We start from the raw sequence: 26,352 nt of genomic DNA, 5'->3' as shown, positions 1-26,352 counted from the left end.
GGCCGAGGGCGACGGACGGTGACGGATGGAGCCCCGGTTCTTCACCAGCGCTGCGTTCATCCCCGCAGAAGTGGCGTTCGGGGCCCGATCCGGGCGATGAACGCAGCGCTGGCGACGTCCTCCCGACCCGTCCCCGCTGTCCCGTCACGGCCCGTGACGGCCGACGTCCGGAGCTCAGGCGCCGGAGGCGGTGAGGCGACCCGTGCGCTCGTGGCCGCCCCCCGGTCGGTACGGGAGCACGCTCCCCCGCTGCTTGCGAGGTCTCACGCGCGGACCGGACGTGGACCGGGGGGTGGGGGTCGCCACCGCGATGGGGCTCCGGGAGACGACGGTGGTCGACGCCGCCGCCGAGACCGTCCGGGCCGACGTCGTGGCCGGACCCACGCCCACCGCGAGCGCGGCCAGCAGCGCCAGCGCGGTCGCCGACGATCCCGCCCGGCGGGGCAGGAACCGCCCTCGCGCCGCGGCCGCCGCCCGGCGCCGGTGTTCTGACGTTCGCCCGGTCATGGCGGGGACGTCGGTCGGTCGCGCCGCCGGGTTGACCGGGCGGGGCCCGGTTCACCTGAACGTCGGCAGCCCGGGAGCCGGACGCCCGACGACGGGGCGGGACGACGACGGCGCGACGCCCGGGATGGTCCGGGACGCAGCCGACGGTGGGACCGGGAGCCGACCCGCACCGGGAGGTCCGATGCATCCGGGGGTCCGTGATTCCTGCACCGGACGGGTCAAGTCGGGGCGGCGGTGATCCGAGTTCTAGAACGACGAGAGCTCCCTCACCGCGCCCCCCCGGAGACGACAGCGATGACGCGCACGCACGACCGCACGACCGACGCTCCGACCGTGACCCGCACGTCGACGATCGCGGCGCGGCTCCTCCTGCTCTCGGCCGTGGGCGCGGTCGGGGTGGTGAGCGTGGGCGGGATCGGCGTCCTCAGCTCCCACCGCCAGAACTCCGCGCAGGCCGAGCTCGTCGCGGCCGACCGGGCCTCGGCCCTGGCCGAGAGGGTGGACGCCGCCCAGGCCCGCCTCCGCGGCGACGTCATGACGTCCCTCGTCACCACCGACGCCGCGCAGCGGCAGTCGGCGATCACCGACCTCGGCCAGGACGCGATCGCCCTGCGCACCGCGTTGCGCGACCTCGCCGCGGTCTCCACCGGCGACGTCCGCACCCAGGCCGAGCAGCTGCTGACGCAGACCGAGACCGTCGTGACCCTGGGCCAGCGCGTGGTGTCGCTGTCGAACTACGAGATCACCGACCCGGGGCAGACGGCGGCCAAGGCCGCGATGCCCGCGTTCGCCAAGGAAGCCGACATCCTCTCGGCCGCCGTGCCCGAGATCGTCGAGGCGGCCGCCGCCGAGCAGCAGGCCGCCGTCGACGCCGCCGGATCGGCCAAGGCGCAGGGGCTGTGGTCGACCGTGTCGGCCAGCGTCGTCGTCACCGCGGTCCTCGCGCTGCTGGCGCTCGCCATCACCCGCGCCCTGCGCCGCCGGCTGCGCAGCACCGTGCAGATCCTGCAGGACGTGGCCGGGGGACGCCTGGACCGGCGCGGGGACGTCGGCCAGGCCGACGAGATCGGGCAGATGATCGCCGCACTGAACACCGCGCTGGACAAACTGGCCCAGATGTTCGCCGAGGTGGGCCGGGTCAGCAACGAGATGTCGGACTCGGCCGACGACCTCACGTCGGTGTCGGGTTCGCTCCACGAGTCCAGCGGCATGATGTCCAGCGCGATCGGCGAGATCGCCTCGGCCACGAACGAGGCCAGCCAGGTGGCGGCCGACGCCGTCGCCGCCGTGGAGGAGGCGGTCGGCACCGTCCAGGGGCTGGCGCAGTCGTCCTCCGAGATCGGCGACATCGTCAAGGTCATCACCTCGATCGCCGAGCAGACGAACCTCCTCGCCCTGAACGCGACCATCGAGGCCGCCCGCGCCGGGGAGTTCGGCAAGGGTTTCGCCGTCGTGGCCAGCGAGGTCAAGGAACTCGCCTCCGAGTCGGCCCGCACGTCCGAGGGCATCATCGCCAAGGTGGCTGCGGCGCAGCAGGACGCGGCCGCCGCCGACACCGCCATCCGCACGATCCGCGGGGTGGTCGAACGCATCAGCGACCTGCAGGCGACCGTCGCCAGCGCCGTCGAGGAACAGACCGCGACCACCCGGGAGATGATGCGCAGCGTCGAGGCCATCGCCGCCGGCCCGGTCGGCGGGACCGCCCGGCGCGGGTCGCAGAACTCGGGCACGGCCGGGCGCGTCGCCGCCGCCGCGAACGCCCTGGAGCAGGAACTCCGCAAGTTCACCGTCTGACCCCCGGCCCCACCCCCCGGCCCCATCCCCCGAACAGGAGATCCCCGTGCGCCGTCGTCGCGCCCTGACCACCGTCGCCCTGACCGCCGCGCTCCCGCTGCTGCTCGCCACCGCCGGGTACGGCGGGGACGCCGCCGCCGGCACGAGCAGCGCCCCGGCGCAGGCGACCCTGCCCCTGGTCACCGCCGGTGTCCTGACCATCGGCACCGACCCCACCTACCCGCCGATGGAGTACCAGGAGAACGGCACCTACGCGGGGGTCAACGTCGAGATCCTCACCGACGTGGCCCGCCGCCTCGGCCTGAAGGCGCAGTTCCAGGACGTCTCGTTCGGCGACCTGCGCCCGGCCGCGGTCTCCCACTCGATCGACGTCATCGGCGCCTCGATGACCGACAAGGCCGACCGGCAGAAGGACGTGGACTTCGTCGACGTCTTCTACGCGGGCGAACTGGTCCTCGCCGGCCCCGGTGACCACTCCGCCTGGCAGCAGCCCGAGAACTGGTGCGGCCTGCGCATGGCCGCGGCCCCGGACACCACCGAGGCCGACATCGTCACCGGCCAGTCGGCCCTCTGCAGCGCCGCCGGGAAACCCGCGATCAGCCTGGTCGAGGTCGACTACCTGAAGAGCGCCGACGAGATCGCGGCCGGCCGGGCCGACATGGGGGTCGAGGGTCTGCCCGCGGGCGCCAAGATGGTGGCCGACTCCGGCGGGAAGTTCCAGGCCGTCGGCAAACCCTGGCAGAGCCAGCCCTGGGGGTACGGGTTCGCCAAGGACCGCGTCGCCCTGCGCGACGCCGTCCAGCACGCGCTCCAGGACGCCATCGCCGACGGGACCTACGACGCCATCCTCGAGAAGTACGGCGTGACCGACGGCGCCCTGCGCACGACCGCGATCAACGGCGGCGCCTGACCCGTCGGGAGCTCGACGGGCTCCACGCCCCCCGCCGCGCCGACGTCGGGAGCACGGCCGGCGCGACCGACGGGTTCAGCCGAGGGTGCGGATCGTCTCGGTGATCCACGGGAGGATGTCGCGGAGGCGGTCGACGGCCGCGTCGGCGGTCGCGACGATCGGCCAGACCGAGGCGAGCAACGAGACCAGCCAGGCAAGGACGACGGCCGTCCAGCGCAGCGCCGGGCGGTAGGTGAGGTAGGCCAGGCCGGCGAGGAGCAGCGCGATCACGAACCCGAGGACGGTGAGCACGGTCATGCTCAGGTAGGGGATGTCGACGACCGGTCCGCTCCCGGCGACGGCACCGACCAGCCCGAGGACGGGTCCGAGGACCAGGAGCACGTTCGCGATGATCAGCGCCACGGCGACGAGCCCCGCCACCACGCGGGGTGAGACGCGGCCCGAGCCGGGTCGACGGCGGGACCGGGAGCGAGACCGGCTGAGCGAGAGCGAGTTCCGGCGGGACAGGCTGCGGGACAGGGTGCGGGCCACGGGACGCCTCCGGGTCGGTACGGGTGCGCTCGCCCGGCGACGACGTCGGGCGATCGGACGGCCCCCTGCGGACCCGGTGAACCGGCCCGCCCGCCCCGCGCTTACACCGTAAAGTAACGCAGGGGATCATCACCGCCACTCGAAACGGGTGGCACAGCACCCCCCCACCCGGGGGCGACGTCAGGCGAGGGTGCCGCAGGGGTCGTGCCGGCGCCGGATCGCGGCCAACCGGGCGCGGTCGCCGGGGGTCCAGAGCCCGGTGTGGTCACCCGCCCCGGCCAGGTTCAGCGGACCCGGGACCGACCACGGCCCGACCGCCGCGCGCAGGGCGGCCAGCTGAGGCCCGACGAGCTCGGCGCCCGGTCCGGCGGGGACCCCGAGCCCCATCACCGAGAAGGCCGCCCCGCGGCCGGTGGCCGCGTCGGGCACCCGTGCCGGGCGGGCCATGGCCCCGCCCAACCGCCGCAGCTCGACCATGGCCAGCACGCAGCCGCTGGTGGCGTCGACCCGGGCCAGCAGCGCCTCGGCGGCCGCGCGGTCGAGGTCGCGCACCCCGGTCCCGGACTCGACCGCGGGCATGGCCTGCGTCGGGTCGCCGTGCACGGCGTCCACCGCGGTCCACGGCAGGTCACCCACCGAGTCCAGCAGCGCCGGGGCGGCCGCCCGCACCGGGCGCAGCAGCGCCTCGGCCTCGGCCGCCGTCCCCGTCGAGACGAACCGCACGTGGACGACGAACCGACCGCGCAGCGGCTCGGGCAGGGCCGGGTCCGGGGGCAGCCGGAGGAAGGCGAGGGACGTGCCGACGTGGTCAGGCAGGCTCGCGGCCCACGTCCGCCACGCGTGCAGCACGGGCGCGGCCGCCGACCCGTCGAAGAAGATCCCGCCGCCCTGCACGCTGCTCACCGGGACGAGGTCGATCGTCATGGCCGTCACCACCGCCAACCCGTCGCGGGCCCCCCGCAACGCCCAGAACAGGTCGGGGTGGTGCAGGACGTCGACCGGTCGGCGGTGCCCGTCGGCCGTGACCACCTCCAGCGAGCGGACCCGGTCGGCCGCGAAGCCGTAGCGGCGCGACAGCAGGCCGACCCCGCCGCCCAGGGTGTAGCCGACGGCCCCCACCGCCGAGGACGACCCCGAGAGCGGCGCCAACCCGTGCGGGGCGGCGGCCTCGACGACCTGCCGCCACCGCACCCCCGCACCGATCCGGGCGGTCCGGGCCCGCGGGTCGACCACGACCCGGTCCAGACGACGGGTGCTCACCAGCACGGTGCCGGCCAGGTCGCCGCGGAGCCCGTGCCCGGTGGCCTGGGTGCTGACCCGGTGCCCGGTGGCCCGGGCCCATCGGACGGCCAGGGCCACGTCGTCGGCCGAGGCCGCCCCCACGACCAGGTCCGGGACGGGGGTGTGCGCGAGGTTGAACCCGCCGACCTCCTCGGACCAGCCGTCGTCCCCGGGGCGCAGGACGGGACCGCGCACGCCCGCGAGGATCGCCCCCGCGTCCGGGCCGCGTCCGGGCCGTCGGGCGGCGTCGGCCCGGGCCGGGGTGGCGCCGAGGACGGTCAGGAACGGGACGGCGGAGAGCAGCCGCAGGACGCTGCCGCGCGAGAGGGCGCCCATCACCGACCCGCCTGGACGGTGATCTCGACGGCCATGCCCGCGAGCGCCAGCCGCTGGACCCCGACCAGGGTCGCGGGCGGGGTGGCCGGGGCGAGACGCCGAATCAGGACGTCGTAGCCGGCGAGGACGGCGTCGACGTCGGTGGTCCACACCGTCATCGTCAGCACGTCGGCGAAGGTGAACCCGGCCCGGCCCAGCAGGTCCTCGACGTTGTCGAGGCAGCGGGCGAGCTGCGCGGGGACGTCGCCCGCGTGCTGCAGGCGCCCCTCGGCGTCGGTCGGACCCTGCCCGGCGAGCGTCAGCCAGGTGCTCGGCGCGGGGCGCAGCTGGGCCTGGTCGAAACCGAGGAACTGGTTCCAGGTGGTCGGGTTGATGCGGACCGGATCGGTCCGGAGGGGGGTCGGCGGGACGGGCGCAGGGGTCGTCGGACTCGTCGTCATGCCGACGACGGTGGCCCGGCGGGGCGGGGCGCCGACATCCCAGCGGTCGGGGTCGTCGCGACCCCAGGAATCTGGGGGTCACACCGGGGCCGTTCGTGCCTAGGCTCGCGGCGTGAGGTCGACCCCCACCGAACGCACCCGCGAGCAGCTCGAGGCCGTCGCCGTCGCGGGGCTCGGCACCGTCTCGTTCGTGCGCAGCGCCCTGGAGGTCGTCGGTCGGGCCGTCCCCTTCGCCGCGGCCTGCGTCGCCACGATCGACCCGCGCACCCAGCTCGCGACCGGGGCCCACAAGGTCGGCACCATGGCCGACGTCGCCCCGGCCGAGGACGAGTTGTGGGCGTTCCACGAGTACGTCGTCGACGACCTCTACGACTACCGCGACCTGCTGGAGCGCGACGGCGGGGTGACCACCGTGCACCGCGAGACGGCCGGGGACCCGTTGCGGTGCCTGCGGTACGAGAACTTCTTCCACCCGACGTGGGCGGTGACCGACGAGCTGCGGGCGGCCGCCACCGTGGACGGGCAGCTCTGGGCGCTGCTCGCCCTGTTCCGGGACGACGGCACGCGGGTCAGGACGTTCAACGAGGCCGAGATGGACTTCCTCTCCTCGGTGTCGCCGGTGCTCGCGCGGGGGTTGCGGGCCTGTCTCGTGACGTCGACCGTGGCCGCACTGGCCCCCTCCGGGGTCGTCGACGCCACCGACGGCGGGGCGGACGGCGACGGCGGGGCGGGGCTCGGCACCGGCGTGCTCCTGGTCGACCTGCGCGGGGGGGTGCTCTCCGCCAACGCCGCGGCGGGGGCGCGCATCGCCGCCCTCGGGGGCGGTCCCGTCGGCCGGTCGGAACTGCCGATGCCCGTGCAGTCGGTGGTCAAGGCGGCCCGGCGGTTCGGGCAGGGGCGACGGACGTGGGCGCCGCGGGTGCGGGTCCGGACCGCGTCGGGACGGTGGATGGTGCTGAGCGCGTCCCCCATGGCCGCCCACGCCGACGGGGCCGCCCCCGCGATCGCCGTCACGATCGAGGACGCGGGCGCGGCCGAGGTGCTGCCGCTGCTGGTGGCCGCCCACGGGCTCACCCCGCGGGAGCAGGACGTCGTCGCCCTGGTCCTGGGCGGCTCGTCGACCGCGGAGATCTCGGCGCGCCTGCACCTGTCCGGCTGGACGGTGCAGGACCACCTCAAGTCGGTGTTCGCCAAGGTCGGGGTCCGTAGCCGGCGGGAACTGACGGCCAAGGTGTTCACCGAGGAGTACGTGCCGCGGATGGGTCCGGGGTCGACGCCCGGCCCCTCGGGATTCTTCGGCTGAGTTCCGCGGTGGGCCGGCGTCCTCGTCCCGCCCTGCACGGGCACGGCCGACCCGCGTCGTCATGGTCCGGGTCCGGTTCGCGCGGACGACCGAGCGAGGCTCATCGTGCGCTGCGGCAACGACTTCCGGGTCGCGGCGGTGGCCCGGACCCGGTACGAATGCCCTTCGAGCGTATGGCGGGAACACCCGCCGCGACCACCTCGACAGCACCGGGAGAACGACCATGGGCATTCTGAAGGGTCTCCTCAAGGGAGCCGTCCTCGGCAAGATCATCCAGAAGCTGACCGGTTCGGGGCAGCAGCCGCGCCGCTGAGCAGGCCGGTGGGCCGGGTTCCGACCACCAGGTCTTCACCGCCTCACCGCCTCACCCCGGCCCACCTGTCCGCACCGTCGGGGGCAGGCCGCCGGGGTGCCCCGTGAGTCGACCCGACCTACCGTGATCGTCGTCCGTCCGACCGCGTCCCCTGACCTCCCCGGGAGCACCTCCGTGAGCAGCCGTACCGTACCCTTCGTCGTGTCCGCCACCGGGACGGGGGTGGCCCAGTCGCTGACCGCGGCGGGGGACGTCCCGCACGAGTTCCGCGCCGACACCCTGCCCGCCTTCGGCGGCGCCGACGCCGACCCGAGCCCCCTCAGCTACGCCCTGGGCGCGCTGACGTCGTGCAACCAGGTCACCGGGAGCCTGGTCGCCCGGGGGCTCGGGCTGACGCTCGGCACGTGGGAGTTCCACGTGCAGGGGGATCTCGACCCGGCCGTCATCGCGACCGGCGCCGAGGGCAACGCCAACTTCGACAGCGTGCACGTCCAGGTGCAGGTGCAGACCGACGCGGACGAGGCGACGTTCGCGCGGCTGCGCGAGGAGACCGAGCGGCGCTGCCCGGTCACCCAGCTGTTCAAGCGCAGCGGCCTCGCGTTCAGCAGCGAGTGGAGCCGGGTCGACCTGGCCTGACCGTCGACCCCGCCGGCGCGCCCGCCCGACCGACCGGTCAGCGGGCGGGCGCGCCCGCCGGATTCTCGTCGCGGATGAGCTGGTAGAGGACGTGGTCCTGCCAGCGCCCGGCGATGCGCAGGTAGCGACGGGCCAGCCCGATGCGCTCGAACCCGTTGCGTTTGAGCACGGCCTGAGAGGCCGTGTTGGAGAGCAGTGTGGCCGCCTGGAGGCGGTGCAGGCCGAGCGGCCCGAACGCCTCCGAGGCGGCCCGCGCGACCGCCTCCGTCGCGACCCCCCGGCCGTTGACGGCCTCGGCCACGAAGTAGCCGACGGTGGCCGACTGGAACGGCCCGCGGACGATGTCGGAGAGGGTGATCCGTCCGACCAGGCGGTCGGCGTAGCGGATCGCCAGCGGGACGGCCCGGCCATGGGCGTGCTCGGCGAGCAGGTGCCGGACGAGACCGAGCTGGTACTCCTCGGTGAAGTAGGCGGGGTCGCGCTGCGGCTCGAAGGGGGCCAGGAACGGCCAGTTGTCGCGCAGCACGGCGACGAGGTCGGGCACGTCGGCCTCGGTGACGAGGTCGACCCGGGTGCGTTCGACGCTCACGAGAGGACGAACCAGACGATCTTGCCGCCCGGCCCCGTGAACGGGTCGCGCCGGGGCAGCACCCCCCAGCGGTCGGAAAGGATGTCGACGAGGGCGACGCCGCGGCCCCCTTCGGCCTCCAGCGGCACCTCGCGTCGCACGGGAAGATCCTCGGCCCCGTCGCCCACCCACACCCGCAGACCGGTGCCGCCGTCGCACTCGACGCGCACGGTCAAGGGCGGGCAGCCGTAGCGGACGGCGTTGGTGACGAGTTCGGTGACGAGCAGCTGCGCCTCGTCGAGCGCCCGCGCCCGGTGGACGGGGCAGGAGGCCTCAGAGAGGAACCGACGGGCGGCCCGGGCCGAACCCTGCTCCTGCGGCAGGCTCAGCTCGGCCGCGGGTGTCGCATCGCACACGCGGCCCATCCTGCCGTCTCGATCGGGGCCGGGCGACGCGGCCCCGACGCGTCGACCGGGGACGGGCGCGGGCGAGCAGGGATCAGCCGGCCAGCAACCGGGACAGGTCGGCGGCGGTCGCGACGATCCCGGGTCGCAGGATCTCCAGGTCGGGCTCGCCCAGCCGCCCGCTGCTCAACGCCTCCAGGGGGACCGGGACCCGCTCGGGATCGCCGATCCGCTCGGCGATCTCGAGCCCGAGCCGCACCGCGACGGTGAGCGTCGAGGCCCACCCGTGCCGTTCGACGGCGTGCAGGGCCTCGGGGAACTCTGCGGGGAAGGCCCAGGCGGCCAGCGCCTCGGCCCCGACCCGCAGGTGGTCGGCGCCGTAGTGCAGCGTCTCGGCGGTGAGCACCTCGCCGCGGTCGCGCGCCTCCAGCAGCAGGGCGGAGTAGTGCTCGGGGTCGCACCGCAGCAGCAGCACCTGCCCGAGCCGCGCGAGCAGCCCGAGGCTGAACGCGTCGTTGGCCCGCGCCCCCACCTGCTCGGCGACGTGGCCGGCGGCGACCGCGGTGAGCACGCTGCGTTCCCAGAACCCGCCCAGGACGTCGAGGACGGGGTCGTCGAGCTCGACCATGGCCCCCACCGCGAGCGAGCGGACCGTGGAGAAGCCCACGACGGAGACGGCGAACGCCGGGCGCGACACCCGACCGGACAGTCCGTACCAGGCCGAGTTGGCCAGGGTCAGCAACCGGGCGGTCAGGGCCGGGTCCAGGGACACCGTGGCACCCAGGGAGGCCGCGTCGGTCTCCTCGTCGCCGGCGGCCGCGATCACCCTGGCCGACACGGGCCGCTGGGCGGGCAGGTCGTCGATGCAGGCGGACACGCGGCCGAGCACCTCGCCCCCGGGGGCGGAGTACCCCCACGACGTCTCCGGGGGACGCGGCCGGGACCCCGCGGCGGTCACGGGCGTGCCGTCCGCGGGCGCACGACCCCGCGGCCCGCGGTCGCGGTCAGGACCTCGGGTCCGCGCAGCAGGCTGCGCAGCTGCGCGGCGCTCTGCGGTCGGGCGTAGAGGAAGCCCTGGAGCAGGTCGCAGCCGAGGTCGGCCAGGACGCGCTCCTGCTCGAACGTCTCCACCCCCTCGGCCACGACCACCAGGTCCAGGGCCCGGGCCAGGGCGACCACGGCCGCGACGACCGCGCGGGCGGTGGTGGAGTCGGGGCCGGGGCCGCGCAGGTCGGCCACGAAGGCGCGGTCGATCTTGAGGTGGTCGGCGGGCAGCCCGCGCAGGTAGGCCAGCGAGGAGTACCCGGTGCCGAAGTCGTCGATGGCGACCCGGACCCCGAGGGCGCGCAGCTCCTCCAGGACCGCCCGGCAGGCGCTGAGGTCGCCCGCCAGGGTCGTCTCGGTGACCTCCAGGCAGAGGTCGGTCGGTCGCAGCCCGGCGCCCGCCACCGCGGCCCGCACCGCGTCGGCGAAGCCGGGGGCGACCAAGGACAGGGCCGAGACGTTGACCGCCACGTGGTCGGGGCAGCGCGGCAGCTCACCGCGCAGGTGCGCGGCCCGCCAGGCGGCGAGGTCCTGCAGGGCGCGACGCAGGACCGCGCCGTCGACCGCCGGGACCAGGTTGCTGCGCTCGGCGACCTGGATGAAGACCTGCGGGTCGATGGACCCGAACTCCGGGTGCTGCCACCGGCAGAGCGCCTCGACCGAGACGACGTCGCCTCGGTCGCCGCGGTCGCGGGCGCGCACGATCGGTTGGTAGTGCACGTCGAGGGTCGCCGAGGCCAGGGCCCGGCGCAGGTCGGCGATCAGGCGCAGCGTGTGGTGCGCACGGGCCCGCACCTCGTCGTCCACGACGACCCAGCGGCCGGGCCGGGCACCTCGTCCCGGTGCGGGGCTCTTCGCCTCGTGGGCGGCGATGTCGGCGTCGCGCACGACCTCCTCGGCGCAGCCGCGCGCGGTGGCGAGCCGGACGACCCCGACCCCGGCGTCCAGGCGCAGGGAGACGCCGTCGACGTCGACCGGCGCCTGCACCGCGGCCAGCACGCGGCGCACGGTCGCCTCGACGGCCGGCAGGTCAGGCACGCCGTGGCAGAGCAGGACGAACTCGTCGCCGCCCGGCCGGGCGACCAGGTCCCCGGCCCGCACGCAGGACTGCAGCCGGCGGGCGAGCTCGACCAGCACCTCGTCACCCGCGTCCGGGCCCAGCCCGTCGTTGACGATCTTGAAGTCGTCCAGGTCGACCAGCAGGACCGCGGCCCCCGCCACCTCGGAACGCCCGCCGGGGGCGCGCCCGGAGACCTCCAGCAGCTCGGTGAGCCGTTCCAGCAGCGCCAGACGGTTCGGCAGCCCGGTCAGCAGGTCGTGCCGGGCCTGGTAGGTGAGCCGGTGCTCCCGGGCCCGTCGGTCGGTGATGTCCTCCAGCGTGGCGATGAAGCCCGCACCGTGACCGGGGCTGCGCGAAGGGACCAGGCGCAGGTGGGTCCAGCGCAGCGCGCCCGACCGGGTCTGCATGCGGACCTCGATCTCGGCGGGCTCACCGGCCAACGCGTCGGTCACCGCCGAGATGACGCCCGCGCGGTCCTCGTCGGCGACGTGGGTCAGCCACCGGGTGCCGAGCACCTCCTCCGCGGTGACCCCCAGCAGGGTCAGGAAGGCATCGTTGACGTGGGAGAGCCGGGCCCCGACGTCGGAGACGACGGTGGCGACGGGAGACCCCTGGGCGAGGGTCGCGAAACGTTCCTCGGAGACCCGCAGCCCGGTGACGCGCTGCGCCTCGTCGGTGGGCAGGACCCGCAGCACCCAGGACCGCTCGGCGGGCCGCAGCGAGGGCAGCGGCGGCGGGACCGGGCCCGGGGACGCGACGATCTCGGTGTCCACCCGCTCCCCGCGGGCACCCGCGGCCGAGGCGGTGAGCCGGGAAGCGCGCTCGGGGTGCAGGAGGGAGGCCAGGTCGAGACCGGGCAGCAACCGGGCGAGGGGCGCACCCTCCCCCGCGGCGGGTCCGAGGAGGTCCAGCGCCGCCTGGTTGCTCCAGGTGATGCGGGCCTCGGCGGCCGGACGGTGGGCCGCGACGGTGGTCACCAGCAGCGGATCGTCGGCGACGCGCGCGGCGCGCAGCAGGGCGTCGACGACCGAGGAGGGCACCCCGTCGCCGTGCCGGTCCCGTCCGTCCTCGTTCATGCCCGCCGCCGTCCGTGTCGTCGATCCGGCACCCGTCCGTGGGTGCCGCTGACCGGTTGATCGGCACGCTCGGCGACGACCTGAACCACGGTGGCGCGGTGGTGCGCCGTACGGGTGACCCCCGCGGGGGGAACCCGCAGCAGCGCGTGACGACCCGGGACCGCGCACGGGCCGGGAACCGGGCGGGATTCCTCCGGGAACGCCGCAGGGCGGCCCCGTCACCGGGACCGCCCTGCGGGTGGTCGACGCTCGCGCGTCGGAGGAGGACCGGGGCTCAGACCCGGGTCAGCGACCGCAGCACGTACTGCAGGATGCCGCCGTTGCGGTAGTAGTCGGCCTCACCGGGGGTGTCGATGCGGACGACCGCGTCGAACTCCACCGTCTCGCCGGACTCCTTGGTGGCGGTCACCTTCACGGTCGAGGGGGTGCGCCCCTCGTTCAGCTCGGTGATGCCGGAGACGTCGAAGGTCTCCGTGCCGTCGAGGCCGAGCGAGGCCGCCGACTCCCCCGCGGGGAACTGCAGCGGGACGACGCCCATCCCGATGAGGTTCGAGCGGTGGATCCGCTCGAAGCTCTCGGTGATGACGGCCTTGACCCCCAGCAGCGCGGTGCCCTTGGCCGCCCAGTCGCGGGAGGAACCGGAGCCGTACTCCTTGCCGCCGAGGATCACCAGCGGGGTGCCCTGGGCCGCGTAGTTCTGGGCCGCGTCGTAGATCGCGGCCTGCTCGCCACCGTTGGTGAAGTCGCGGGTGAAACCCCCGGAGACGTTGTCCAGCAGCTGGTTCTTCAACCGGATGTTGGCGAACGTCCCGCGGATCATCACCTCGTGGTTCCCGCGGCGGGACCCGTAGGAGTTGAAGTCCTGCCGCTCCACGCCGTGCCCGGAGAGGTACAGGCCCGCGGGGCTGTCGGGCTTGATGGAACCGGCCGGGGAGATGTGGTCGGTGGTGACCGAGTCGCCGAGCAGGGCCAGGACGCGCGCCCCGGAGATGTCGGTGACCGGCGCCGGCTCCGCCTGCATGCCCTCGAAGTACGGGGGCTTGCGCACGTAGGTCGAGTCGGAACCCCAGTCGAAGGTGTTGCCCTCGGGGGTGGGCAGGGACTGCCAGCGCTCGTCACCGGCGAACACGTCGGCGTAGTCCTTGACGAACATGTCCTTGCTGATGGCCTCGCCGATGACCCGCTCGACCTCGGCCGCGTCGGGCCAGATGTCCTTGAGGTACACGTCGTTGCCGTCGGTGTCGGTGCCGATCGGGTCGGTCTCGACGTCCCAGTCCATCGTCCCGGCCAGCGCGTAGGCGATGACCAGCGGCGGGGAGGCGAGGTAGTTCATCTTGATGTCCGGGTTGATCCGGCCCTCGAAGTTCCGGTTCCCGGAGAGGACCGCGGTGACGGCGAGGTCGTTCTCCTGGATCGCGGCCGAGATCTCCTCGGGCAGCGGACCGGAGTTCCCGATGCAGGTGACGCAGCCGTACCCGACCAGGTGGAAACCGAGCTTCTCCAGGTACGGGGTCAGCCCGGCCTTGTCGTAGTAGTCGGTGACGACCTTGGAACCCGGGGCCAGCGAGGTCTTCACCCACGGCTTGCGGGTCAGGCCCTTCTCCACCGCGTTCTTGGCCAGCAGCGCCGCGGCGACCATGACCGAGGGGTTCGAGGTGTTGGTGCACGAGGTGATCGAGGCGATCGCGACGGCGCCGTGGTCGATCTCGGTCGTCGTGCCGTCGGCCATGGTGACCGACACGCGCTTGCTGGGACGCCCTGGGGCCGAGGGGGTCTCGGCCGGCTCGCCACCGGCGTCACCCGTGGCCGAGGGGGCGTCGGAGGCCGGGAACGTCTCGGCCAGCGCCTCGTCGGTGGCGCTCTCCTCGGGGGAGACGTAGTCCTTGAGCGCCCCGCGGAACGCGGACTTCGACTCGGACAGGACGATGCGGTCCTGCGGACGCTTCGGGCCGGCGATGCTCGGGACAACCGTGGACAGGTCGAGCTCGAGGTACTCCGAGAACCGCGGCTCGGTCGAGGGGTCGTGCCAGAGGCCCTGCTCCTTGGTGTACGCCTCGACCAGGGCGACCTGCTCGTCGCTGCGACCGGTCAGGCGCAGGTAATCCAGAGTCACGTCGTCGATCGGGAAGATCGCCGCGGTGGACCCGAACTCCGGGCTCATGTTGCCGATGGTGGCGCGGTTGGCCAGCGGGACCTGCCCGACGCCCTCGCCGTAGAACTCCACGAACTTCCCGACGACGCCGTGCTTGCGCAGCATCTCGGTGATGGTGAGCACGACGTCGGTCGCCGTGGCTCCGGCCGGGATGGACCCGTTGAGCTTGAAGCCCACGACGCGCGGGATGAGCATCGACACGGGCTGGCCGAGCATCGCGGCCTCGGCCTCGATGCCGCCGACGCCCCACCCGAGCACCCCGAGGCCGTTGACCATCGTGGTGTGGGAGTCGGTGCCCACCAGGGTGTCGGGGTAGGCCTGCAGCTCGCCGCCCACCTGGCGCGGGAAGACCACGCGGGCCAGGTGCTCGATGTTGACCTGGTGGACGATCCCGGTGCCCGGGGGCACGACCTTGAAGTCGTCGAACGCGGTCTGGCCCCAGCGCAGGAACTGGTAGCGCTCGCGGTTGCGGCCGTACTCGATCTCGACGTTCTGCTCGAACGCGTCGGGTCGCCCGAAGACGTCGGCGATGACGGAGTGGTCGATGACCAGCTCGGCCGGGGCCAGCGGGTTGACCTTGGTCGGGTCCCCACCGAGCTCGGCGACGGCCTCGCGCATGGTGGCGAGGTCGACGATGCAGGGGACGCCGGTGAAGTCCTGCATGATCACGCGGGCGGGCGTGAACTGGATCTCGGTGTCCGGCTGGGCGTCGGGGTCCCAGGACCCCAGCTTGGTGATGTGGTCGGCGGTGATGTTGGCGCCGTCCTCGGTCCGGAGCAGGTTCTCCAGCAGGACCTTGAGGCTGAACGGGAGGGTGTCGGAGCCCTCGACCGCAGCGGTCCGGAAGATCGTGTACTCGGTCCCACCGACTGTTAGGGTAGCCTTGGCTTTGAAGCTGTTCTGGCTCACCGGAGCTCCTCTACTCGTGCCCGACGTCGGGTTGGTGTCCCGCCGATCGTCCCACTCCCCCGTGGCGACCCTGCAGCGACCCCTACGTCGGACGTCTCCATTTATCTCGACGTCAAGATAACACCCGGACCGCGTCCGCGTCACGGGTTCCCCGACCGGGACAAGGTCAGCGTTGTCACGCAACGTGTCTCCGGACTACGGTCTGCCCAGGTCCACCAGTGGGCTCCGCGCTCGCACCTCGGAGCGTCGCATGACCGACCGCACGAACGCCCCCGGCACGGCCCCCACGGAGGCCGGCCCCGGCCCCGACATGGGGCTGCACGTCGACCGACGGTGGTCGGGGTCGGCCCTCGTCCTGCACCCCGTCGGCTCGGTGGACGCGCTCAGCGCTCCCGTGCTCCTCGACGCGATCCTGGCCGGGGCGGGGTGCGCCCCGCTCGTCGTGGTCGACCTGGCCGACGTGGACTTCCTCGACTGCGCGGGCCTCGGCGCGCTGGTCGCCGGGCACGGGCGGGCCCGGACCGGGGGCTGCCGGGTCCGGGTCGCCGCCCCCCGGGCACCGGTCCGCCTGCTGCTCACCGTCTTCGGGCTGGACGCGACGCTGGGCGGGGGGTCGAGCGTGGACGCGGAGTGCGACCACCCGACCGGGGACCTCACCCCCGCCGTTCCAACGACCCCTCCCGGACCAGCTGGGCCGCCACCTCGTGCAGCTTCTGGTTGCGGTCCTGGCTGATGCGGGACAGCAGGGAGAAGGCCTGGTCCGGGGTGATCTTGAAGCGCTCCACGAGGATGCCCTTGGCCTGCCCGATCCGGTCCCGGTTCACCAGGGCGTTGGACAGGTTCTCGATCTGCCGGGAGGCGGCCAGGGCGAGGGCGGCGTGCGCGACGAGCGCCTCCCCCGCCTGCCGCGCCTCCTGGTCGAAGGTGTCGGGGGCGTCGGCCAGCAGGTTCAGGTTGCCCATGACCTCCCCGGCCACGAAGAGCTGAAAGCAGAGCATGCTGCGCACCCCGAGGCGGCGCGGGCCCTCCCCGGCCAGCCGGGGCCATCGCGTCTCGGCGGCCAGGTCGGCCACCGAGACGACCGGCTCCACGTGCAGGGCGTCCAGGCAGGGTCCCTCCCCGAGCTCCTCCTGCAGCTCGTCGAACCGCTCGGCGACGGTGTCGGTCGCCGCGGCCGAGGTGACGTGCCGACGGCCGCGGACGAGGCCGATGGAGGCGTGCTGGGCCCCGTCGACCATCCGGACGGCCTGGGCCACGACCGTGTCGACGACCTCCTGCGGGCCGGACTCCCGCTGCAGGTCGCGGGCCAGTCGCGCCAGGTCCCCCGCCAACGAGGGGAAGGTGAGATCGGTGCGCTCGTGGGTCATGGGACTCCCCGCCGACGGGGCGCGACGCCGCTGCTCGACCTCGGTGCGACCCCAGGAGATCCCAGGGTAACGATCGCGGGCCTCGTCGCGAGACCGGGACCAAGGTCCCGGGCCGGCCACACGAGACGCGGGATCACGGCCCGGGGCCGCAGTCTGGAGGCATGGTCGGCCGGCTCCAACCCGGGGGGCACCTCTCCCACGCGTGCGACGTCTGCGCGCGGCCGGTTGGCGACGGCGAGGGCGAGCTGCGGGTCGACGAGCGCGACGTCCTCGACTACCCGGCCGCCGTCCGTCGCTTCGACGACCAGGTCGACCGGGTGGCCGCCGGTGCCGACCCGGAGGACTGGGAGGACTGGGAGGAGCTCTGGGCCCTGCCCCGCCCGGCGCGCTGGGTCGTGCGCCACCACGGGTGCGCGGGCTCCGGCACCGCCGCGTTCAGCATCCCCGTCGAGGAGGTCCGCAGCGTGGTCGCCCTGCTCCGCTGGACCCTCGTCCTGCACACGCGGGTGTGGCTGCCGGTCACGGACTGGGACGACTGGGTGCGCCGGACCTGCGCCGCGCACGGCGTCCCGCTCACCGACGACGACGTCTAGACAGTTGAACGCTCCCCTTCTAGATTTCACCCGACCCCCGGCCGAGCCCCCTCCGGGTCGGCGGGTGGTGAGCATCCATCAAGGACGCCATCCAGACGCGGGGGCGCCGAGCAGACGATGGAGACCGCGCCGGGCACGGCCCGCGGGTGTGCTCCGTGTGAGGAGACGTCGATGACGTCATCGGCCGAGCCCGCCCCCGGGAGCGGCGAGCAGCACGTCCGGGCGCGGACCTGGTGGGAGGGCCAGGACGAGCACGTCCGGTCCCGGCTCGCCGGGCTCCCCGACGTCCTGCCCGACGCGATCGCCGACTCGCTCACCCGGGCCGGGGTGCAGGTCCACCCCGTGAGCCTCACCGGGGCCGGGGCGGGCTGGTACTGGCCCACCGGACTCATGGCCGTGGTCCACGGGGAGGACGAGCACCCCACCCCGCCGGCGCTGCGTCGGATCTCCGACCCCGCACCCGACCCGGGCCCCGCCCCGCCGGGCTGAGACCCGCGGGACCGGGGTCGGCCTCAGCCGAGGGGCACCAGCCGCGCGACGCATTCCACGTGGTGGGTGTTGGGGAACAGGTCGAAGGCCCGCAGACCGTCGAGCCGGTACCCGAGCTCGGCGAACCAGGCCACGTCGCGGGCCAGCGCGGCCGGGTCGCAGGCCACGTAGGCGACGACCCGCGGCGCGCGCGCGGCGATGGCCCCGACGACCTCGCGGCCGGCTCCCGAGCGGGGCGGGTCGAGGACGACGAGCTCCCCGGTCTCCTGCCCGGCGGGCCCGTCCGGGGTGCCCAGGACCCGGGCGACGTCGCCGACCACGAGCCGGACCTGGTCGCGGCCGTGCAGCGAGCGCCGGGCGTCCTTGACCGCGCGGGCCTCGCCCTCGACGGCGACGACGGTGCCGGTGAGCCCCACGGCCTCGGCCAGGACCGCGGTGAACAGCCCCGACCCGGCGTAGAGGTCGAGGCAGCGGTCGCCGGGACGGGGGTCGAGCGCGTCGAGGACCGCCCCGGCCAGGGTCGGCGCGGCCTGCGGGTGGACCTGCCAGAACCCGGCACCGGACACCCGGAAGGCGTGGTCGGTCTCGCGCACCCGCACGGTCTCGGCGACCCAGGTGCGCCCGGCGACCCGGTGCAGCCCCCCGGGCGTGCGCACGGCGAGGGAGACGTCCTCCGCGCGCGGCAGGCGCGGGTGGGCCCCGGCGGCGGGATGGACGACCAGCAGCGGCGGCCCGTCGGTACCGGCGGCCACCTCGACGGTCTCGACCCCGCCCCAGGTCTGCTCCAGGACGCCGGTGCCGAGCACGGCCTCGCTGCTGATCGGGCAGTCGCGCAGCGGGACGACCGCGTGCGACCGGTGACGGCGCAGGCCCGGGCGTCCCTCGGCGTCCACCGCGAACTGGGTGCGGCGTCGCCAGCGCAGCCCCTCCTGCGCGGTCCCGACGACGGTTCCCGGGTCGACCGGTTCCACGACGACGTCGAGGGTGAGCCCGGCCAGGCGCTGCAGCTGCTCGGCGACGACGGCCGCCTTGAGGTCGCGCTGGGTGGCGGGGGTGGCGTGCTGGAAGTCGCAGCCGCCGCACCCGCCGGGACGGGCCACCGGGCACGGCGCCGGTCGCCGGCCGGGGGCGGCGCGCAGCACCTCGACGGCGTCGGCCCGCCAGAACCCCTTGGTGGCGCCACCCTCGGTCACCCGCGCCCGGACGAGCTCGCCGGGCAGGGCGTGGCGGACGAAGACGACCCGGCCCTCGTGCCGGGCGACGCAGTGCCCGCCGTGGGCCACGGGCCCGACCTCGAGCTCGAGGACCTGCCCGACGGCGTCGCCGGAGCCGGCCCCGGCCGGACGCGGGCGCGTGGCCCGACGCGGCCTCACGAGTCCTCCCGCGCGGCGGGCTCGGCCCGGCCGTCGGCCGGGTTGGAGGCGGGGTCGGCGTGCGCGCGCGGCGGGTCACCGGGGTAGGGCCCGAACGTGCCGCGGCGGATCATGCCGGGGGCCACCCGCTCGGGGCGGTTCTCCAGTCGTTCGGAGCTGCGCAGCTGCCAGGGCACGCTCGCCACCATCACGCCGGGGACGAACCGCAGCCGGGTCCGCAGGCGCAGCGCCGACTGGTTGTGCAGGAACGTCTCGTACCAGTGCCCGACGACGTACTCGGGCACGTAGACCACGACCAGGTCGCGCGGGTGCCGCTGCCGCAGCGCCTTGACGTGGTCGACGACGGGTCGGGTGACCTCGCGGTAGGGCGAGTCGAGGACGGTCAGCGGCAGCGGCAGTCCGGCCGCCTCCCAGCGTCGTTCCAGCGCCCGGGTCTCCTCCGGGTCCACGGCGACGGTCACGGCCTCCAGCTCGGCCGGGCGGGCGGCGCGGGCGTAGGCGAGCGCCCGCAGGGTCGGCTTGTGCAGCTTGGAGACGAGGACGACCCCGCGGACCCCGGTGGGCAGGACCTTCGCCCGGCTGTCGGCGATGTCGAGCTCGCGGGCCACCGAGGCGTAGTGGCGCCGGATCAGCTTCATGTTGACGAAGGCGAAGACCATGGCCAGGACCGCGATGTAGGCGCCCTGGGTGAACTTCGTCGCGAGCACGATGACCAGGACGCTGCCGGTCATGGCCAGCCCGATCGAGTTGATGACCCGCGAGCGCTTCATGCGGGCGCGCACCTTGGGGTCGGTCTCGCCCCGCAGGTGCCGGGTCCAGTGCCGGACCATGCCGGTCTGGCTCATCGTGAAGGACACGAACACCCCGACGACGTAGAGCTGGATGAGCTTGGTGACCTCGGCGTCGAAGGCGATGATCAGCACGACCGCGGCCGCGGCGAGCGCGATGATCCCGTTGGAGAAGGCCAGCCGGTCGCCGCGGGTGGAGAGCTGCTTGGGGGCGAAGCCGTCCTTGGCCAGGATCGAGGCCAGCACCGGGAAGCCGTTGAAGGCGGTGTTGGCGGCGAGCACCAAGATGACCCCGGTCGCCGCGGTCACGACGTAGAAGGCGATCGGGAAGTGGTCGAAGACGGTCGCCGCGAGCTGGCCGATGACCGGGTCCTGCACGTAGGAGTCGCCCACCGGCACCCCGTCGTCCAGCAGCTGCCGGGCCGGGTCCTCGGCGAAGCGGACCCCGGTCAGGTTGGCCAGCGTGATCGAGGAGACGAGCATCGTGACCGCGATGACGCCCAGCAGCAGCAGGGTCGTCGCCGCGTTGGCCGACTTGGGCTTGCGGAAGGCGGGCACCCCGTTGGAGATGGCCTCGACCCCGGTGAGCGCCGCGCAACCGGAGGAGAACGCCCGGGCCAGCAGGTAGGCCCCGGCCAGCGTGGCCAGGCCACCGGAGATGTCGTGCTCGGGGGCGAGGTCGAAGCGGGCGCTCTCGGCCAGGGGCAGGTCGCCCAGGGCGTAGCGCAGGAAGCCGTAGGCGGTCATGCCCAGGATGGAGGCCATGAAGATGTAGACGGGGATGGCGAAGGCGGCCCCGCTCTCGCGGATCCCGCGCAGGTTCACCGTCATCAGCAGCAGCACCAGCACCGAGGCCAGCAGCGCCTCGTGCCCGCGCAGGAAGGGCAGCGCCGCGGCCGCGTACTGGGCCCCCGACGAGACCGACACCGCGACCGTGAGGACGTAGTCGACCAGCAGGGCGCTGCCCACGGTGAGCCCCGCGTTGGCCCCCAGGTTGACGGTCGCGACCTCGTAGTCACCGCCCCCGGAAGGGTAGGCGTGCACGTTCTGCCGGTAGGAGGCCACGACGACCGCCATGACCAGCACGACCGCCAGGGCGATCCACGGCGAGAGCGTGTAGGCGGCCAGACCCGCGATGGAGAGGGTCAGGAAGATCTCGTCGGGCGCGTAGGCCACGGACGACAGCGCGTCGGAGGCGAAGACCGGCAGCGCGATGCGCTTCGGGAGCAACGTCTCGGACAGCTTCTCGCTGCGGAAGGGACGGCCTACCAGCAGGCGCTTGGCCGCATCGGTCAGGGATGGCACGTGGGAGGACGATACGGCGGTCGGGGCCGGTTGTGCGTCGTTCCGATGTCTGCGGCCCGGTGGTGGCGCGGTGCCGGCCCGGCGACGGCCCGGTCGCGGCCCGACGATGCCCGGTCCTGGCCCGGTGATGGCCCGGTGCCGGCGGTCCGGTCGTGCCGCAGCCGCCGGCCGATCTCCGGCGCGGTACGGTCACCGGAGGTCGGCCGAACACTCGAGGAGTCCTCGTCGTGCACTTCGTGATCATGGGTTGTGGCCGGGTCGGTTCGACGCTGGCCCTGACCGCGGAGCAGAAGGGCCACAGCGTCGCGGTCATCGACCAGGACGACGACGCCTTCCGTCGGCTCGGGCCGACGTTCGAGGGGCGGCGGGTCACCGGGGTCGGCTTCGACCACGACACCCTCGTCGAGGCGGGCATCCACGCGGCCGACGCCTTCGCCGCGGTGTCCTCCGGCGACAACTCCAACATCCTGGCCGCGCGGGTCGCGCGGGAGAAGTTCGGCGTCGACAACGTCGTGGCCCGCATCTACGACCCGGGCCGGGCCGAGGTCTACCAACGGCTCGGCATCCCCACGATCGCGACGGTCCGCTGGACCGCCGACCAGGTCCTGCGCCGCCTGGTGCCCGAGGGGGCGATGTCGCAGTTCCGCGACGCCAGCGGCAAGGTCGTGCTGCTCGAGGTGGCCGTGCACCCGGACTGGGTGGGCGAGCCGCTCACGGCCCTGGAAGAGGCCAGCGGGGCGCGGGTCGCCTACGTGACCCGGCTGGGCTCGGGGATCGTGCCCACCCGCGGCACCGTCCACCAGGACGGCGACGTGGTCCACGTGCTCGTGGCCGACGCCGGCGCCCAGCGCGCCGTGCGCACCCTGTCCGCCCCGCCCGCCGAGCACTGAGAGGACAGCCTCGATGCGAGTCGTCATCGCCGGCGCCGGGATCGTCGGTCGGTCCATCGCCCGGGAACTGCTGACCAACGACCACCGCGTGCTGCTCATCGACCGGGACCCGCGGGCCATGAAGATCTCCAGCGTGCCCGACGCCCAGTGGCTGCTGGCCGACGCCTGCGAGCTGACCAGCCTCGAGGAGGCCGAGGTCGCCGGTTGCGACGTCGTGGTCGCCGCGACCGGGGACGACAAGGCCAACCTGGTGGTCTCGCTGCTGGCCAAGACCGAGTTCGGGGTCCCCCGGACCGTCGCGCGGGTCAACAACCCCAAGAACGAGTGGCTCTTCGACGAGGCCTGGGGGGTGGACGTCGCGGTGTCGACCCCGCGCCTCATGACCGCCCTGGTCGAGGAGGCCGTGAGCGTCGGGGAGCTCGTCCGACTGTTCACCTTGCAGCAGGGCGCGACGACGATGACCGAGTTCACCCTGCAGGCGAGCAGCCCGGTGCTCGGCTCGACGGTCGGCGAGATCGACCTGCCCGAGGACACCGTCCTGGTGGCCATCGTGCGCGGCGACCGCCCGATCGCCCCCACCAGCGACGACGTCCTCGAGGACGGCGACCACCTGCTGTTCCTGAGCGTGCCCGAGGCCGAACCGCGGCTGCGCGTGCTGCTCGGTCAGGCCGAGCAGGACGGCGTGCGCACGGCGGAGTGAGGGGTCAGGCCCGGTCCTCGGCCGGTCGGCCGAGGACCGGGTCGGCGTGCTCGAAGGGCGTGCGGCCCTTGAGCAGCACGAGCCCGGCGATCCCGATGCCGGCCAGCAGCAGGGGCCAGCCGAGGACGAGCTTGCTGACCGCCAGCCAGGTCGTCTCCTCGGCCAGGTAGAGCGGGAGCTGCACCACGAAGCGGATGACGTAGCCGGCCAGCAGCAGCGCGGTCAGCTTCTGGCAGAGCCGCACCACGCCGCGGTCGCGCCGCCAACCCGTCGGGTCCTCCACGGCCGCGCCGACCATGAACCCGACGATCGGCCAGCGGACGACCATCGAGACGGTGAACGCCACCGCGAAGGCGCCGTTGAGCAGGATGCCGGGGAGGAACACGTCCTGGGCCCGACCGGTCCGCGAGGCGATGAACGCGGCGATGCCGATGGCCACGAGCCCGGTCAACGCGTGCTGGAGGGTCTCCCGCCGGGCGATGCGCACGACGAGGGCCACGAGCAGGACCGCGGCCGAGCACCCCAGCGCCACCCACAGGTCGCTGGTCAGGACCCAGGGGACGAGGAAGGCGAGCGCGGGCAGGGCCGAGTCCAGCAACCCCCGCCAGCCGCCCAGCGCGGCGGCGAGCCGCTGACGGACGACCTCCTCGACGGTCGTCGGGACGGCCTCGGGGTCGCGTCCGGCGGCGGGCGGAGGGCCGACGGGCTGCGGGCTCACGCGCCGTCCGGGGGCAGCAGCTCGTAGACCGGGTTGAAGATGACCTGCTGGCCGTCGTCGACCGCGACGCGACCGCTGGCCTTGACCCGGCGACCCGCGACGAGCCCGGGGATGCGTCGGCGGCCCAGGAAGACCAGCGACACCGACCCCGACCCGTCGAAGAGCTCCGCCTGCAGCGCGGGGACCCCGCCCCGCGGGTTGATCGTCACCGACCGCAGGGTCCCGCACACGCAGGCCCGCTGCCGTGCGGCCAGGGCCCCGCAGGGGCTGCCGCCGTGCTGCTCGGCGACGCGCTGCGCGTCGGCGGCGGCCAGGTCGGACTCGGAGGCGGTGAAGCGCCGCAGCGCCCGACGCCAGAGCGGGGTGGCCAGGACCGAGGGAGTACCCACGCAGACCAGCGTAATCCTCGGACCGACCGCGGTGGGACCCTCCGTCCGGGTCAGCGGACCTCGCTGATCTCCGGGCCGCGCTCGAAGGGCTTCAGGTCGTCGGCCGAGGGCGGGGCCGCCTCTCCCGGCTGCTCCACGACGTCGGGCAGGGCCAGGGCGATGACCTCGCGCGGGGCCATGGCCTCGCCACCCCGGACGACGACGAGGTCGCGGACGACCTCCTCCAGCTCGCGCGCGGTCTGCGCGGCCGCCGGGTCGTGCACGGCCGGGCCCAGGAAGATCGCCCGCAGCAGCCACCGGGGACCGTCGACGCCGACGAAGCGCATGGCCTGGTGCCCCGTGCGGCCGTCCTCGGTGCGGACCGGCAACCGGCCGAGCAGCTCGGCCCCGAAGGTCCCCGTCACGTGCTCGACGCTGCCCCCGCGGGCCTCGAGGCCGGCGGCGATGTCGGCGCGGATCTCGTCCCAGATGCCCTCGCTGCGGGGGGCCGCGTACGCCTGCAGCTGGACCGCGGACCCGTCGAGCTCGACGGTCAGGCCGAGGATGCGCTTGTTCTCCTCCTCGCCCTCGAACCGCAGCTGGATGCCCGGGCGCGGCAGCAGCCGCAGCCCGCCCAGCGCGACCCGCCCGTCGTCGGCGGCGTCCACCTCGGAGGCGTCGAAGGGACCTTGCACGCGGTCGTAGGCCGGTGCGGCCGCGGTCGGCTCGGTCGCAGCGGTCTCCGTCGGTCCGGCCGCGCCCTCCTCGGTGCCCCCGGCGGTGGTCCCGGCGCTGGTCTCCGGGCTGGTGTCCTCGGCCTTGCGACGACGGAACAGGCTCACGGCTGGGTCTCCTCTGCGGGGGAAGCATGGGGGGTGCCGGACGGACCGGCGGCGGCCGCGGCGAGGGCGGCCGAGCCGCCGGTCGACCCGTGCCCGCCCGTACCCCGTACCGAACCGGGCAGGTCGGCGACCTCGACGAAGGTCACCCGCTCGACGCGCTGCACGATCAGCTGGGCCACCCGGTCGCCGACCGCCAGCTCGACGGGTTCGCTGCGGTCGGTGTTGAGCAGGGTGACCTTGATCTCGCCGCGGTAGCCCGCGTCGACCGTGCCGGGGGTGTTCAGGACGGTCAGTCCGCGCTTGGCGGCCAACCCGGAGCGGGGGACGACGAAGGCGGCGAACCCGTCGGGCAGGGCGATCGCGACCCCGGTCGGTACCGTCGCCCGCGCCCCGGGAGCGAGGACGACGGCCTCGCGCGTGCACAGGTCGGCACCGGCGTCGCCGGGGTGCGCGTAACCGGGGACGTGTCCGCTCTCGTGCAGGACGACGGGTACCTCCATCACCCGGATGACCCTACCGTCGCGCTCCGCAGCGGCCCGGCCCGGCGTGAGAACCTTCGGCCATGTCCTCGAGGTCCTCCGGCGACGACACCGCCGACGCCACCCGCACCTCCACCGCGTCCTCCCCCAATCCGGCTCACGCCGGCGCGTCCGGGGGCACCGGCTACCGCGAACGGCTCTGGCCCTCTCCCGCGGCCTGCCTGGCCTGCCTGCCGATCGTGCTGGGGGCGGTGCTGGTGCCGCTGCCGATCTTCGGGCCCGGGGCCGGCGTGGTGGGCGGGTTGCTCGGCGTGCTCGCGGTCGTCGCCCTGCTGGCGTCGATGGCGTGGCGCATCGAGGTCGCGGGCGGGGTGCTGCGGGTGGGGCGGGCCCGGCTGCCCGTCGCCGTCGTGGGCGAGGTCGACGTCCTGGACCGGGCGGCGCTGCGCCGGGCCGTCGGGCCGGGGCTGGACGCCCGGGCCCACCTGGCGCTGCGGCCGTGGGCCCCCGAGGGCGTCCGCATCCACCTGGAGGACGCCTCCGACCCCACGCCCTACTGGGTGGTGTCCACCCGTCGGCCCGAGGAGCTGGCCGCCGCGCTGCGGGCCCGCTGAGCACCGGTCGACCGAGCGCCGGGCGACCGGGCGACGGGGCCGGACCGCCGAGCCGCGGCGGGCCGGACGAGCGGGCCACGGCGGTGCCGGACCCGGTCCGGGACCGACCCCGCCGACGCCCCGCTGGTGACGGCTCGGTGCTCAGGCCGCGCAGTCGTTGCAGATGTAGCGCCCCTCGGCGACCTCGTGCAGCTGCGAGCGGTGCACGACGAGGAAGCAGCTGGTGCAGGTGAACTCGTCCTGCTGACGGGGCAGGACCCGCACCGAGAGTTCCTCGTTGGAGAGGTCGGCCCCGGGCAGCTCGAAGCCCTCCGCCGCCTCGGTCTCGTCCTCGTCCACGGCACCGGAGCTCTTGTCCGTCCGACGAGCCTTCAGCTCCTCGAGGGAGTCCTCGTTCAGCTCGTCGTCGGTCTTGCGCGGTGCGTCGTAGTCGGTGGCCATGGTGCCTGCCTCACACTTCTTCCTCAGGTGCTGCCGGGTGTTCCGCAGCAATTGCGTTGCGCTGCGCCGGAGCAACGTCCCGACGGCCCGATCCATGCCCGCCGCACGGCGGGCGCGAGAC

The 26,352-nt window shown here is 74.5% G+C and carries 27 protein-coding genes; 10 read left to right on the top strand and 17 right to left on the bottom strand.

The genetic code is table 11. The annotated features are described in order from the left end of the window. Positions 1–174: 174 nt before the first annotated feature. The gene (locus ACFFKU_RS10395; protein WP_380137701.1) at positions 175–507 is read right to left on the bottom strand and encodes a hypothetical protein; all 333 of its coding nucleotides are present in this window, start codon (positions 505–507) and stop codon (positions 175–177) included. A gap of 333 nt (positions 508–840) precedes the next feature. Here ACFFKU_RS10395 and ACFFKU_RS10390 point away from each other — a divergent pair, with 333 nt between their 5' ends. Both ACFFKU_RS10390 and ACFFKU_RS10385 read left to right on the top strand, forming a co-directional pair. Then, positions 841–2,301, top strand: coding sequence for a methyl-accepting chemotaxis protein (locus ACFFKU_RS10390; RefSeq protein ID WP_380137699.1), 1,461 nt, complete (start codon positions 841–843; stop codon positions 2,299–2,301). A gap of 46 nt (positions 2,302–2,347) precedes the next feature. Further along, the gene (locus tag ACFFKU_RS10385) at positions 2,348–3,211 is read left to right on the top strand and encodes a transporter substrate-binding domain-containing protein (RefSeq protein ID WP_380137697.1); all 864 of its coding nucleotides are present in this window, start codon (positions 2,348–2,350) and stop codon (positions 3,209–3,211) included. A gap of 75 nt (positions 3,212–3,286) precedes the next feature. On the opposite strand, the gene ACFFKU_RS10380 is transcribed toward ACFFKU_RS10385, so the two are convergent. From ACFFKU_RS10380 to ACFFKU_RS10370, 3 genes are all read right to left on the bottom strand, one after another. Beyond that, positions 3,287–3,742 carry a hypothetical protein gene (locus ACFFKU_RS10380; RefSeq protein ID WP_380137696.1) on the bottom strand — a complete coding sequence of 152 codons (456 nt, stop codon included), beginning with the start codon at positions 3,740–3,742 and terminating at the stop codon, positions 3,287–3,289. Between the two features lie 180 nt (positions 3,743–3,922). Then, positions 3,923–5,359: an FAD-binding oxidoreductase gene (locus tag ACFFKU_RS10375; protein ID WP_380137694.1), complete on the bottom strand. Its 1,437-nt coding sequence runs from the start codon at positions 5,357–5,359 to the stop codon at positions 3,923–3,925. Then, entirely contained in the window at positions 5,359–5,799 is a 441-nt protein-coding gene (locus ACFFKU_RS10370; protein ID WP_380137692.1) for a RidA family protein, read from the bottom strand. The genes ACFFKU_RS10375 and ACFFKU_RS10370 overlap by 1 nt, the downstream gene beginning before the upstream one ends. 112 nt (positions 5,800–5,911) lie before the next feature. Here ACFFKU_RS10370 and ACFFKU_RS10365 point away from each other — a divergent pair, with 112 nt between their 5' ends. Together ACFFKU_RS10365 and ACFFKU_RS10360 are read left to right on the top strand one after the other, a co-directional pair. Beyond that, entirely contained in the window at positions 5,912–7,102 is a 1,191-nt protein-coding gene (locus ACFFKU_RS10365; RefSeq protein WP_380137691.1) for a helix-turn-helix transcriptional regulator, read from the top strand. 487 nt (positions 7,103–7,589) lie between these two features. After that, the gene (locus tag ACFFKU_RS10360) at positions 7,590–8,051 is read left to right on the top strand and encodes an OsmC family protein (protein WP_380137689.1); all 462 of its coding nucleotides are present in this window, start codon (positions 7,590–7,592) and stop codon (positions 8,049–8,051) included. 37 nt (positions 8,052–8,088) lie between these two features. On the opposite strand, the gene ACFFKU_RS10355 is transcribed toward ACFFKU_RS10360, so the two are convergent. The 5 genes from ACFFKU_RS10355 to acnA form a co-directional block, all read right to left on the bottom strand. Continuing rightward, positions 8,089–8,640: a GNAT family N-acetyltransferase gene (locus ACFFKU_RS10355; RefSeq protein ID WP_380137688.1), complete on the bottom strand. Its 552-nt coding sequence runs from the start codon at positions 8,638–8,640 to the stop codon at positions 8,089–8,091. After that, a complete protein-coding gene (locus ACFFKU_RS10350; RefSeq protein WP_380137687.1) occupies positions 8,637–9,044 on the bottom strand; it encodes an ATP-binding protein in 408 nt (135 codons plus the stop codon). Before ACFFKU_RS10350 ends, ACFFKU_RS10355 begins: the two co-directional genes overlap by 4 nt. Positions 9,045–9,117: 73 nt before the next feature. Continuing rightward, on the bottom strand, positions 9,118–9,981 hold the full coding sequence (locus tag ACFFKU_RS10345) for an HDOD domain-containing protein (RefSeq protein WP_380137685.1): 864 nt from the start codon (positions 9,979–9,981) through the stop codon (positions 9,118–9,120). Then, on the bottom strand, positions 9,978–12,203 hold the full coding sequence (locus tag ACFFKU_RS10340) for a putative bifunctional diguanylate cyclase/phosphodiesterase (RefSeq protein ID WP_380137684.1): 2,226 nt from the start codon (positions 12,201–12,203) through the stop codon (positions 9,978–9,980). The genes ACFFKU_RS10345 and ACFFKU_RS10340 overlap by 4 nt, the downstream gene beginning before the upstream one ends. Positions 12,204–12,477: 274 nt before the next feature. After that, the gene (gene acnA, locus ACFFKU_RS10335) at positions 12,478–15,264 is read right to left on the bottom strand and encodes an aconitate hydratase AcnA (RefSeq protein ID WP_380137682.1); all 2,787 of its coding nucleotides are present in this window, start codon (positions 15,262–15,264) and stop codon (positions 12,478–12,480) included. A 250-nt stretch (positions 15,265–15,514) separates the two neighbouring features. Between acnA and ACFFKU_RS10330 the strand changes: the two genes are divergently transcribed. Continuing rightward, positions 15,515–15,997 carry an STAS domain-containing protein gene (locus ACFFKU_RS10330; protein WP_380137681.1) on the top strand — a complete coding sequence of 161 codons (483 nt, stop codon included), beginning with the start codon at positions 15,515–15,517 and terminating at the stop codon, positions 15,995–15,997. Here the strand turns inward: ACFFKU_RS10330 and ACFFKU_RS10325 are convergent. Then, positions 15,918–16,631: a GAF and ANTAR domain-containing protein gene (locus ACFFKU_RS10325; protein WP_380137680.1), complete on the bottom strand. Its 714-nt coding sequence runs from the start codon at positions 16,629–16,631 to the stop codon at positions 15,918–15,920. The genes ACFFKU_RS10330 and ACFFKU_RS10325 overlap by 80 nt on opposite strands. A gap of 161 nt (positions 16,632–16,792) precedes the next feature. Between ACFFKU_RS10325 and ACFFKU_RS10320 the strand changes: the two genes are divergently transcribed. Beyond that, positions 16,793–17,224, top strand: coding sequence for a hypothetical protein (locus ACFFKU_RS10320; protein WP_380137678.1), 432 nt, complete (start codon positions 16,793–16,795; stop codon positions 17,222–17,224). Positions 17,225–17,395: 171 nt separating this feature from the next. Continuing rightward, complete coding sequence (locus ACFFKU_RS10315; RefSeq protein ID WP_380137676.1) at positions 17,396–17,713, top strand: hypothetical protein; 318 nt, start codon at positions 17,396–17,398, stop codon at positions 17,711–17,713. A gap of 23 nt (positions 17,714–17,736) precedes the next feature. Here ACFFKU_RS10315 and ACFFKU_RS10310 read toward each other — a convergent pair whose 3' ends face one another. Beyond that, positions 17,737–19,086: a class I SAM-dependent RNA methyltransferase gene (locus ACFFKU_RS10310; RefSeq protein ID WP_380137674.1), complete on the bottom strand. Its 1,350-nt coding sequence runs from the start codon at positions 19,084–19,086 to the stop codon at positions 17,737–17,739. Continuing rightward, positions 19,083–21,179: an APC family permease gene (locus tag ACFFKU_RS10305; RefSeq protein WP_380137672.1), complete on the bottom strand. Its 2,097-nt coding sequence runs from the start codon at positions 21,177–21,179 to the stop codon at positions 19,083–19,085. Before ACFFKU_RS10305 ends, ACFFKU_RS10310 begins: the two co-directional genes overlap by 4 nt. A gap of 227 nt (positions 21,180–21,406) precedes the next feature. Between ACFFKU_RS10305 and ACFFKU_RS10300 the strand changes: the two genes are divergently transcribed. Both ACFFKU_RS10300 and ACFFKU_RS10295 read left to right on the top strand, forming a co-directional pair. Next, positions 21,407–22,069 (top strand): potassium channel family protein, encoded by a 663-nt coding sequence (locus ACFFKU_RS10300; RefSeq protein ID WP_380137671.1) that lies wholly within the window; start codon positions 21,407–21,409, stop codon positions 22,067–22,069. Between the two features lie 13 nt (positions 22,070–22,082). Beyond that, positions 22,083–22,769 (top strand): potassium channel family protein, encoded by a 687-nt coding sequence (locus ACFFKU_RS10295; protein WP_380137669.1) that lies wholly within the window; start codon positions 22,083–22,085, stop codon positions 22,767–22,769. A gap of 4 nt (positions 22,770–22,773) precedes the next feature. Here the strand turns inward: ACFFKU_RS10295 and ACFFKU_RS10290 are convergent, their stop codons facing one another. The 4 genes from ACFFKU_RS10290 to dut are packed head-to-tail and all read right to left on the bottom strand — an operon-like array spanning position 22,774 to position 25,197. Beyond that, positions 22,774–23,487, bottom strand: a complete 714-nt coding sequence (locus ACFFKU_RS10290; protein WP_380137668.1) for a DUF3159 domain-containing protein — start codon at positions 23,485–23,487, stop codon at positions 22,774–22,776. After that, positions 23,484–23,876, bottom strand: coding sequence for an OB-fold nucleic acid binding domain-containing protein (locus tag ACFFKU_RS10285; protein WP_380137667.1), 393 nt, complete (start codon positions 23,874–23,876; stop codon positions 23,484–23,486). Before ACFFKU_RS10285 ends, ACFFKU_RS10290 begins: the two co-directional genes overlap by 4 nt. Before the next feature lie 50 nt (positions 23,877–23,926). Next, positions 23,927–24,697 (bottom strand): DUF3710 domain-containing protein, encoded by a 771-nt coding sequence (locus ACFFKU_RS10280; RefSeq protein ID WP_380137666.1) that lies wholly within the window; start codon positions 24,695–24,697, stop codon positions 23,927–23,929. Continuing rightward, complete coding sequence (gene dut / locus ACFFKU_RS10275; protein ID WP_380138079.1) at positions 24,694–25,197, bottom strand: dUTP diphosphatase; 504 nt, start codon at positions 25,195–25,197, stop codon at positions 24,694–24,696. The genes ACFFKU_RS10280 and dut overlap by 4 nt, the downstream gene beginning before the upstream one ends. 62 nt (positions 25,198–25,259) lie before the next feature. Here dut and ACFFKU_RS10270 point away from each other — a divergent pair, with 62 nt between their 5' ends. Next, entirely contained in the window at positions 25,260–25,790 is a 531-nt protein-coding gene (locus ACFFKU_RS10270; protein ID WP_380137664.1) for a DUF3093 domain-containing protein, read from the top strand. 141 nt (positions 25,791–25,931) lie between these two features. Here ACFFKU_RS10270 and ACFFKU_RS10265 read toward each other — a convergent pair whose 3' ends face one another. Further along, entirely contained in the window at positions 25,932–26,231 is a 300-nt protein-coding gene (locus tag ACFFKU_RS10265) for a DUF4193 domain-containing protein (protein WP_380137662.1), read from the bottom strand. Positions 26,232–26,352 lie beyond the last annotated feature (121 nt).

Source organism: Kineococcus gynurae, from assembly GCF_042433995.1.
Taxonomy (GTDB): Bacteria; Actinomycetota; Actinomycetes; order Actinomycetales; family Kineococcaceae; genus Kineococcus; species Kineococcus gynurae.
The sequence above is the reverse complement of the archived record's forward strand: the minus strand, read 5'-3'. Positions and strand labels throughout refer to the sequence as shown.

What these genes read in the sequence shown, in the direction of transcription:
- ACFFKU_RS10395 (WP_380137701.1), bottom strand. Translation starts at nt 507, where the DNA reads ATGACCGGGCGAACGTCAGAACACCGGCGCCGGGCGGCGGCCGCGGCG.
- ACFFKU_RS10375 (WP_380137694.1), bottom strand. Translation starts at nt 5,359, where the DNA reads ATGGGCGCCCTCTCGCGCGGCAGCGTCCTGCGGCTGCTCTCCGCCGTC.
- ACFFKU_RS10370 (WP_380137692.1), bottom strand. Translation starts at nt 5,799, where the DNA reads ATGACGACGAGTCCGACGACCCCTGCGCCCGTCCCGCCGACCCCCCTC.
- ACFFKU_RS10350 (WP_380137687.1), bottom strand. Translation starts at nt 9,044, where the DNA reads ATGGGCCGCGTGTGCGATGCGACACCCGCGGCCGAGCTGAGCCTGCCG.
- ACFFKU_RS10340 (WP_380137684.1), bottom strand. Translation starts at nt 12,203, where the DNA reads ATGAACGAGGACGGACGGGACCGGCACGGCGACGGGGTGCCCTCCTCG.
- ACFFKU_RS10330 (WP_380137681.1), top strand. Translation starts at nt 15,515, where the DNA reads ATGACCGACCGCACGAACGCCCCCGGCACGGCCCCCACGGAGGCCGGC.
- ACFFKU_RS10325 (WP_380137680.1), bottom strand. Translation starts at nt 16,631, where the DNA reads ATGACCCACGAGCGCACCGATCTCACCTTCCCCTCGTTGGCGGGGGAC.
- ACFFKU_RS10320 (WP_380137678.1), top strand. Translation starts at nt 16,793, where the DNA reads ATGGTCGGCCGGCTCCAACCCGGGGGGCACCTCTCCCACGCGTGCGAC.
- ACFFKU_RS10315 (WP_380137676.1), top strand. Translation starts at nt 17,396, where the DNA reads ATGACGTCATCGGCCGAGCCCGCCCCCGGGAGCGGCGAGCAGCACGTC.
- ACFFKU_RS10295 (WP_380137669.1), top strand. Translation starts at nt 22,083, where the DNA reads ATGCGAGTCGTCATCGCCGGCGCCGGGATCGTCGGTCGGTCCATCGCC.
- dut (WP_380138079.1), bottom strand. Translation starts at nt 25,197, where the DNA reads ATGGAGGTACCCGTCGTCCTGCACGAGAGCGGACACGTCCCCGGTTAC.
- ACFFKU_RS10270 (WP_380137664.1), top strand. Translation starts at nt 25,260, where the DNA reads ATGTCCTCGAGGTCCTCCGGCGACGACACCGCCGACGCCACCCGCACC.
- ACFFKU_RS10265 (WP_380137662.1), bottom strand. Translation starts at nt 26,231, where the DNA reads ATGGCCACCGACTACGACGCACCGCGCAAGACCGACGACGAGCTGAAC.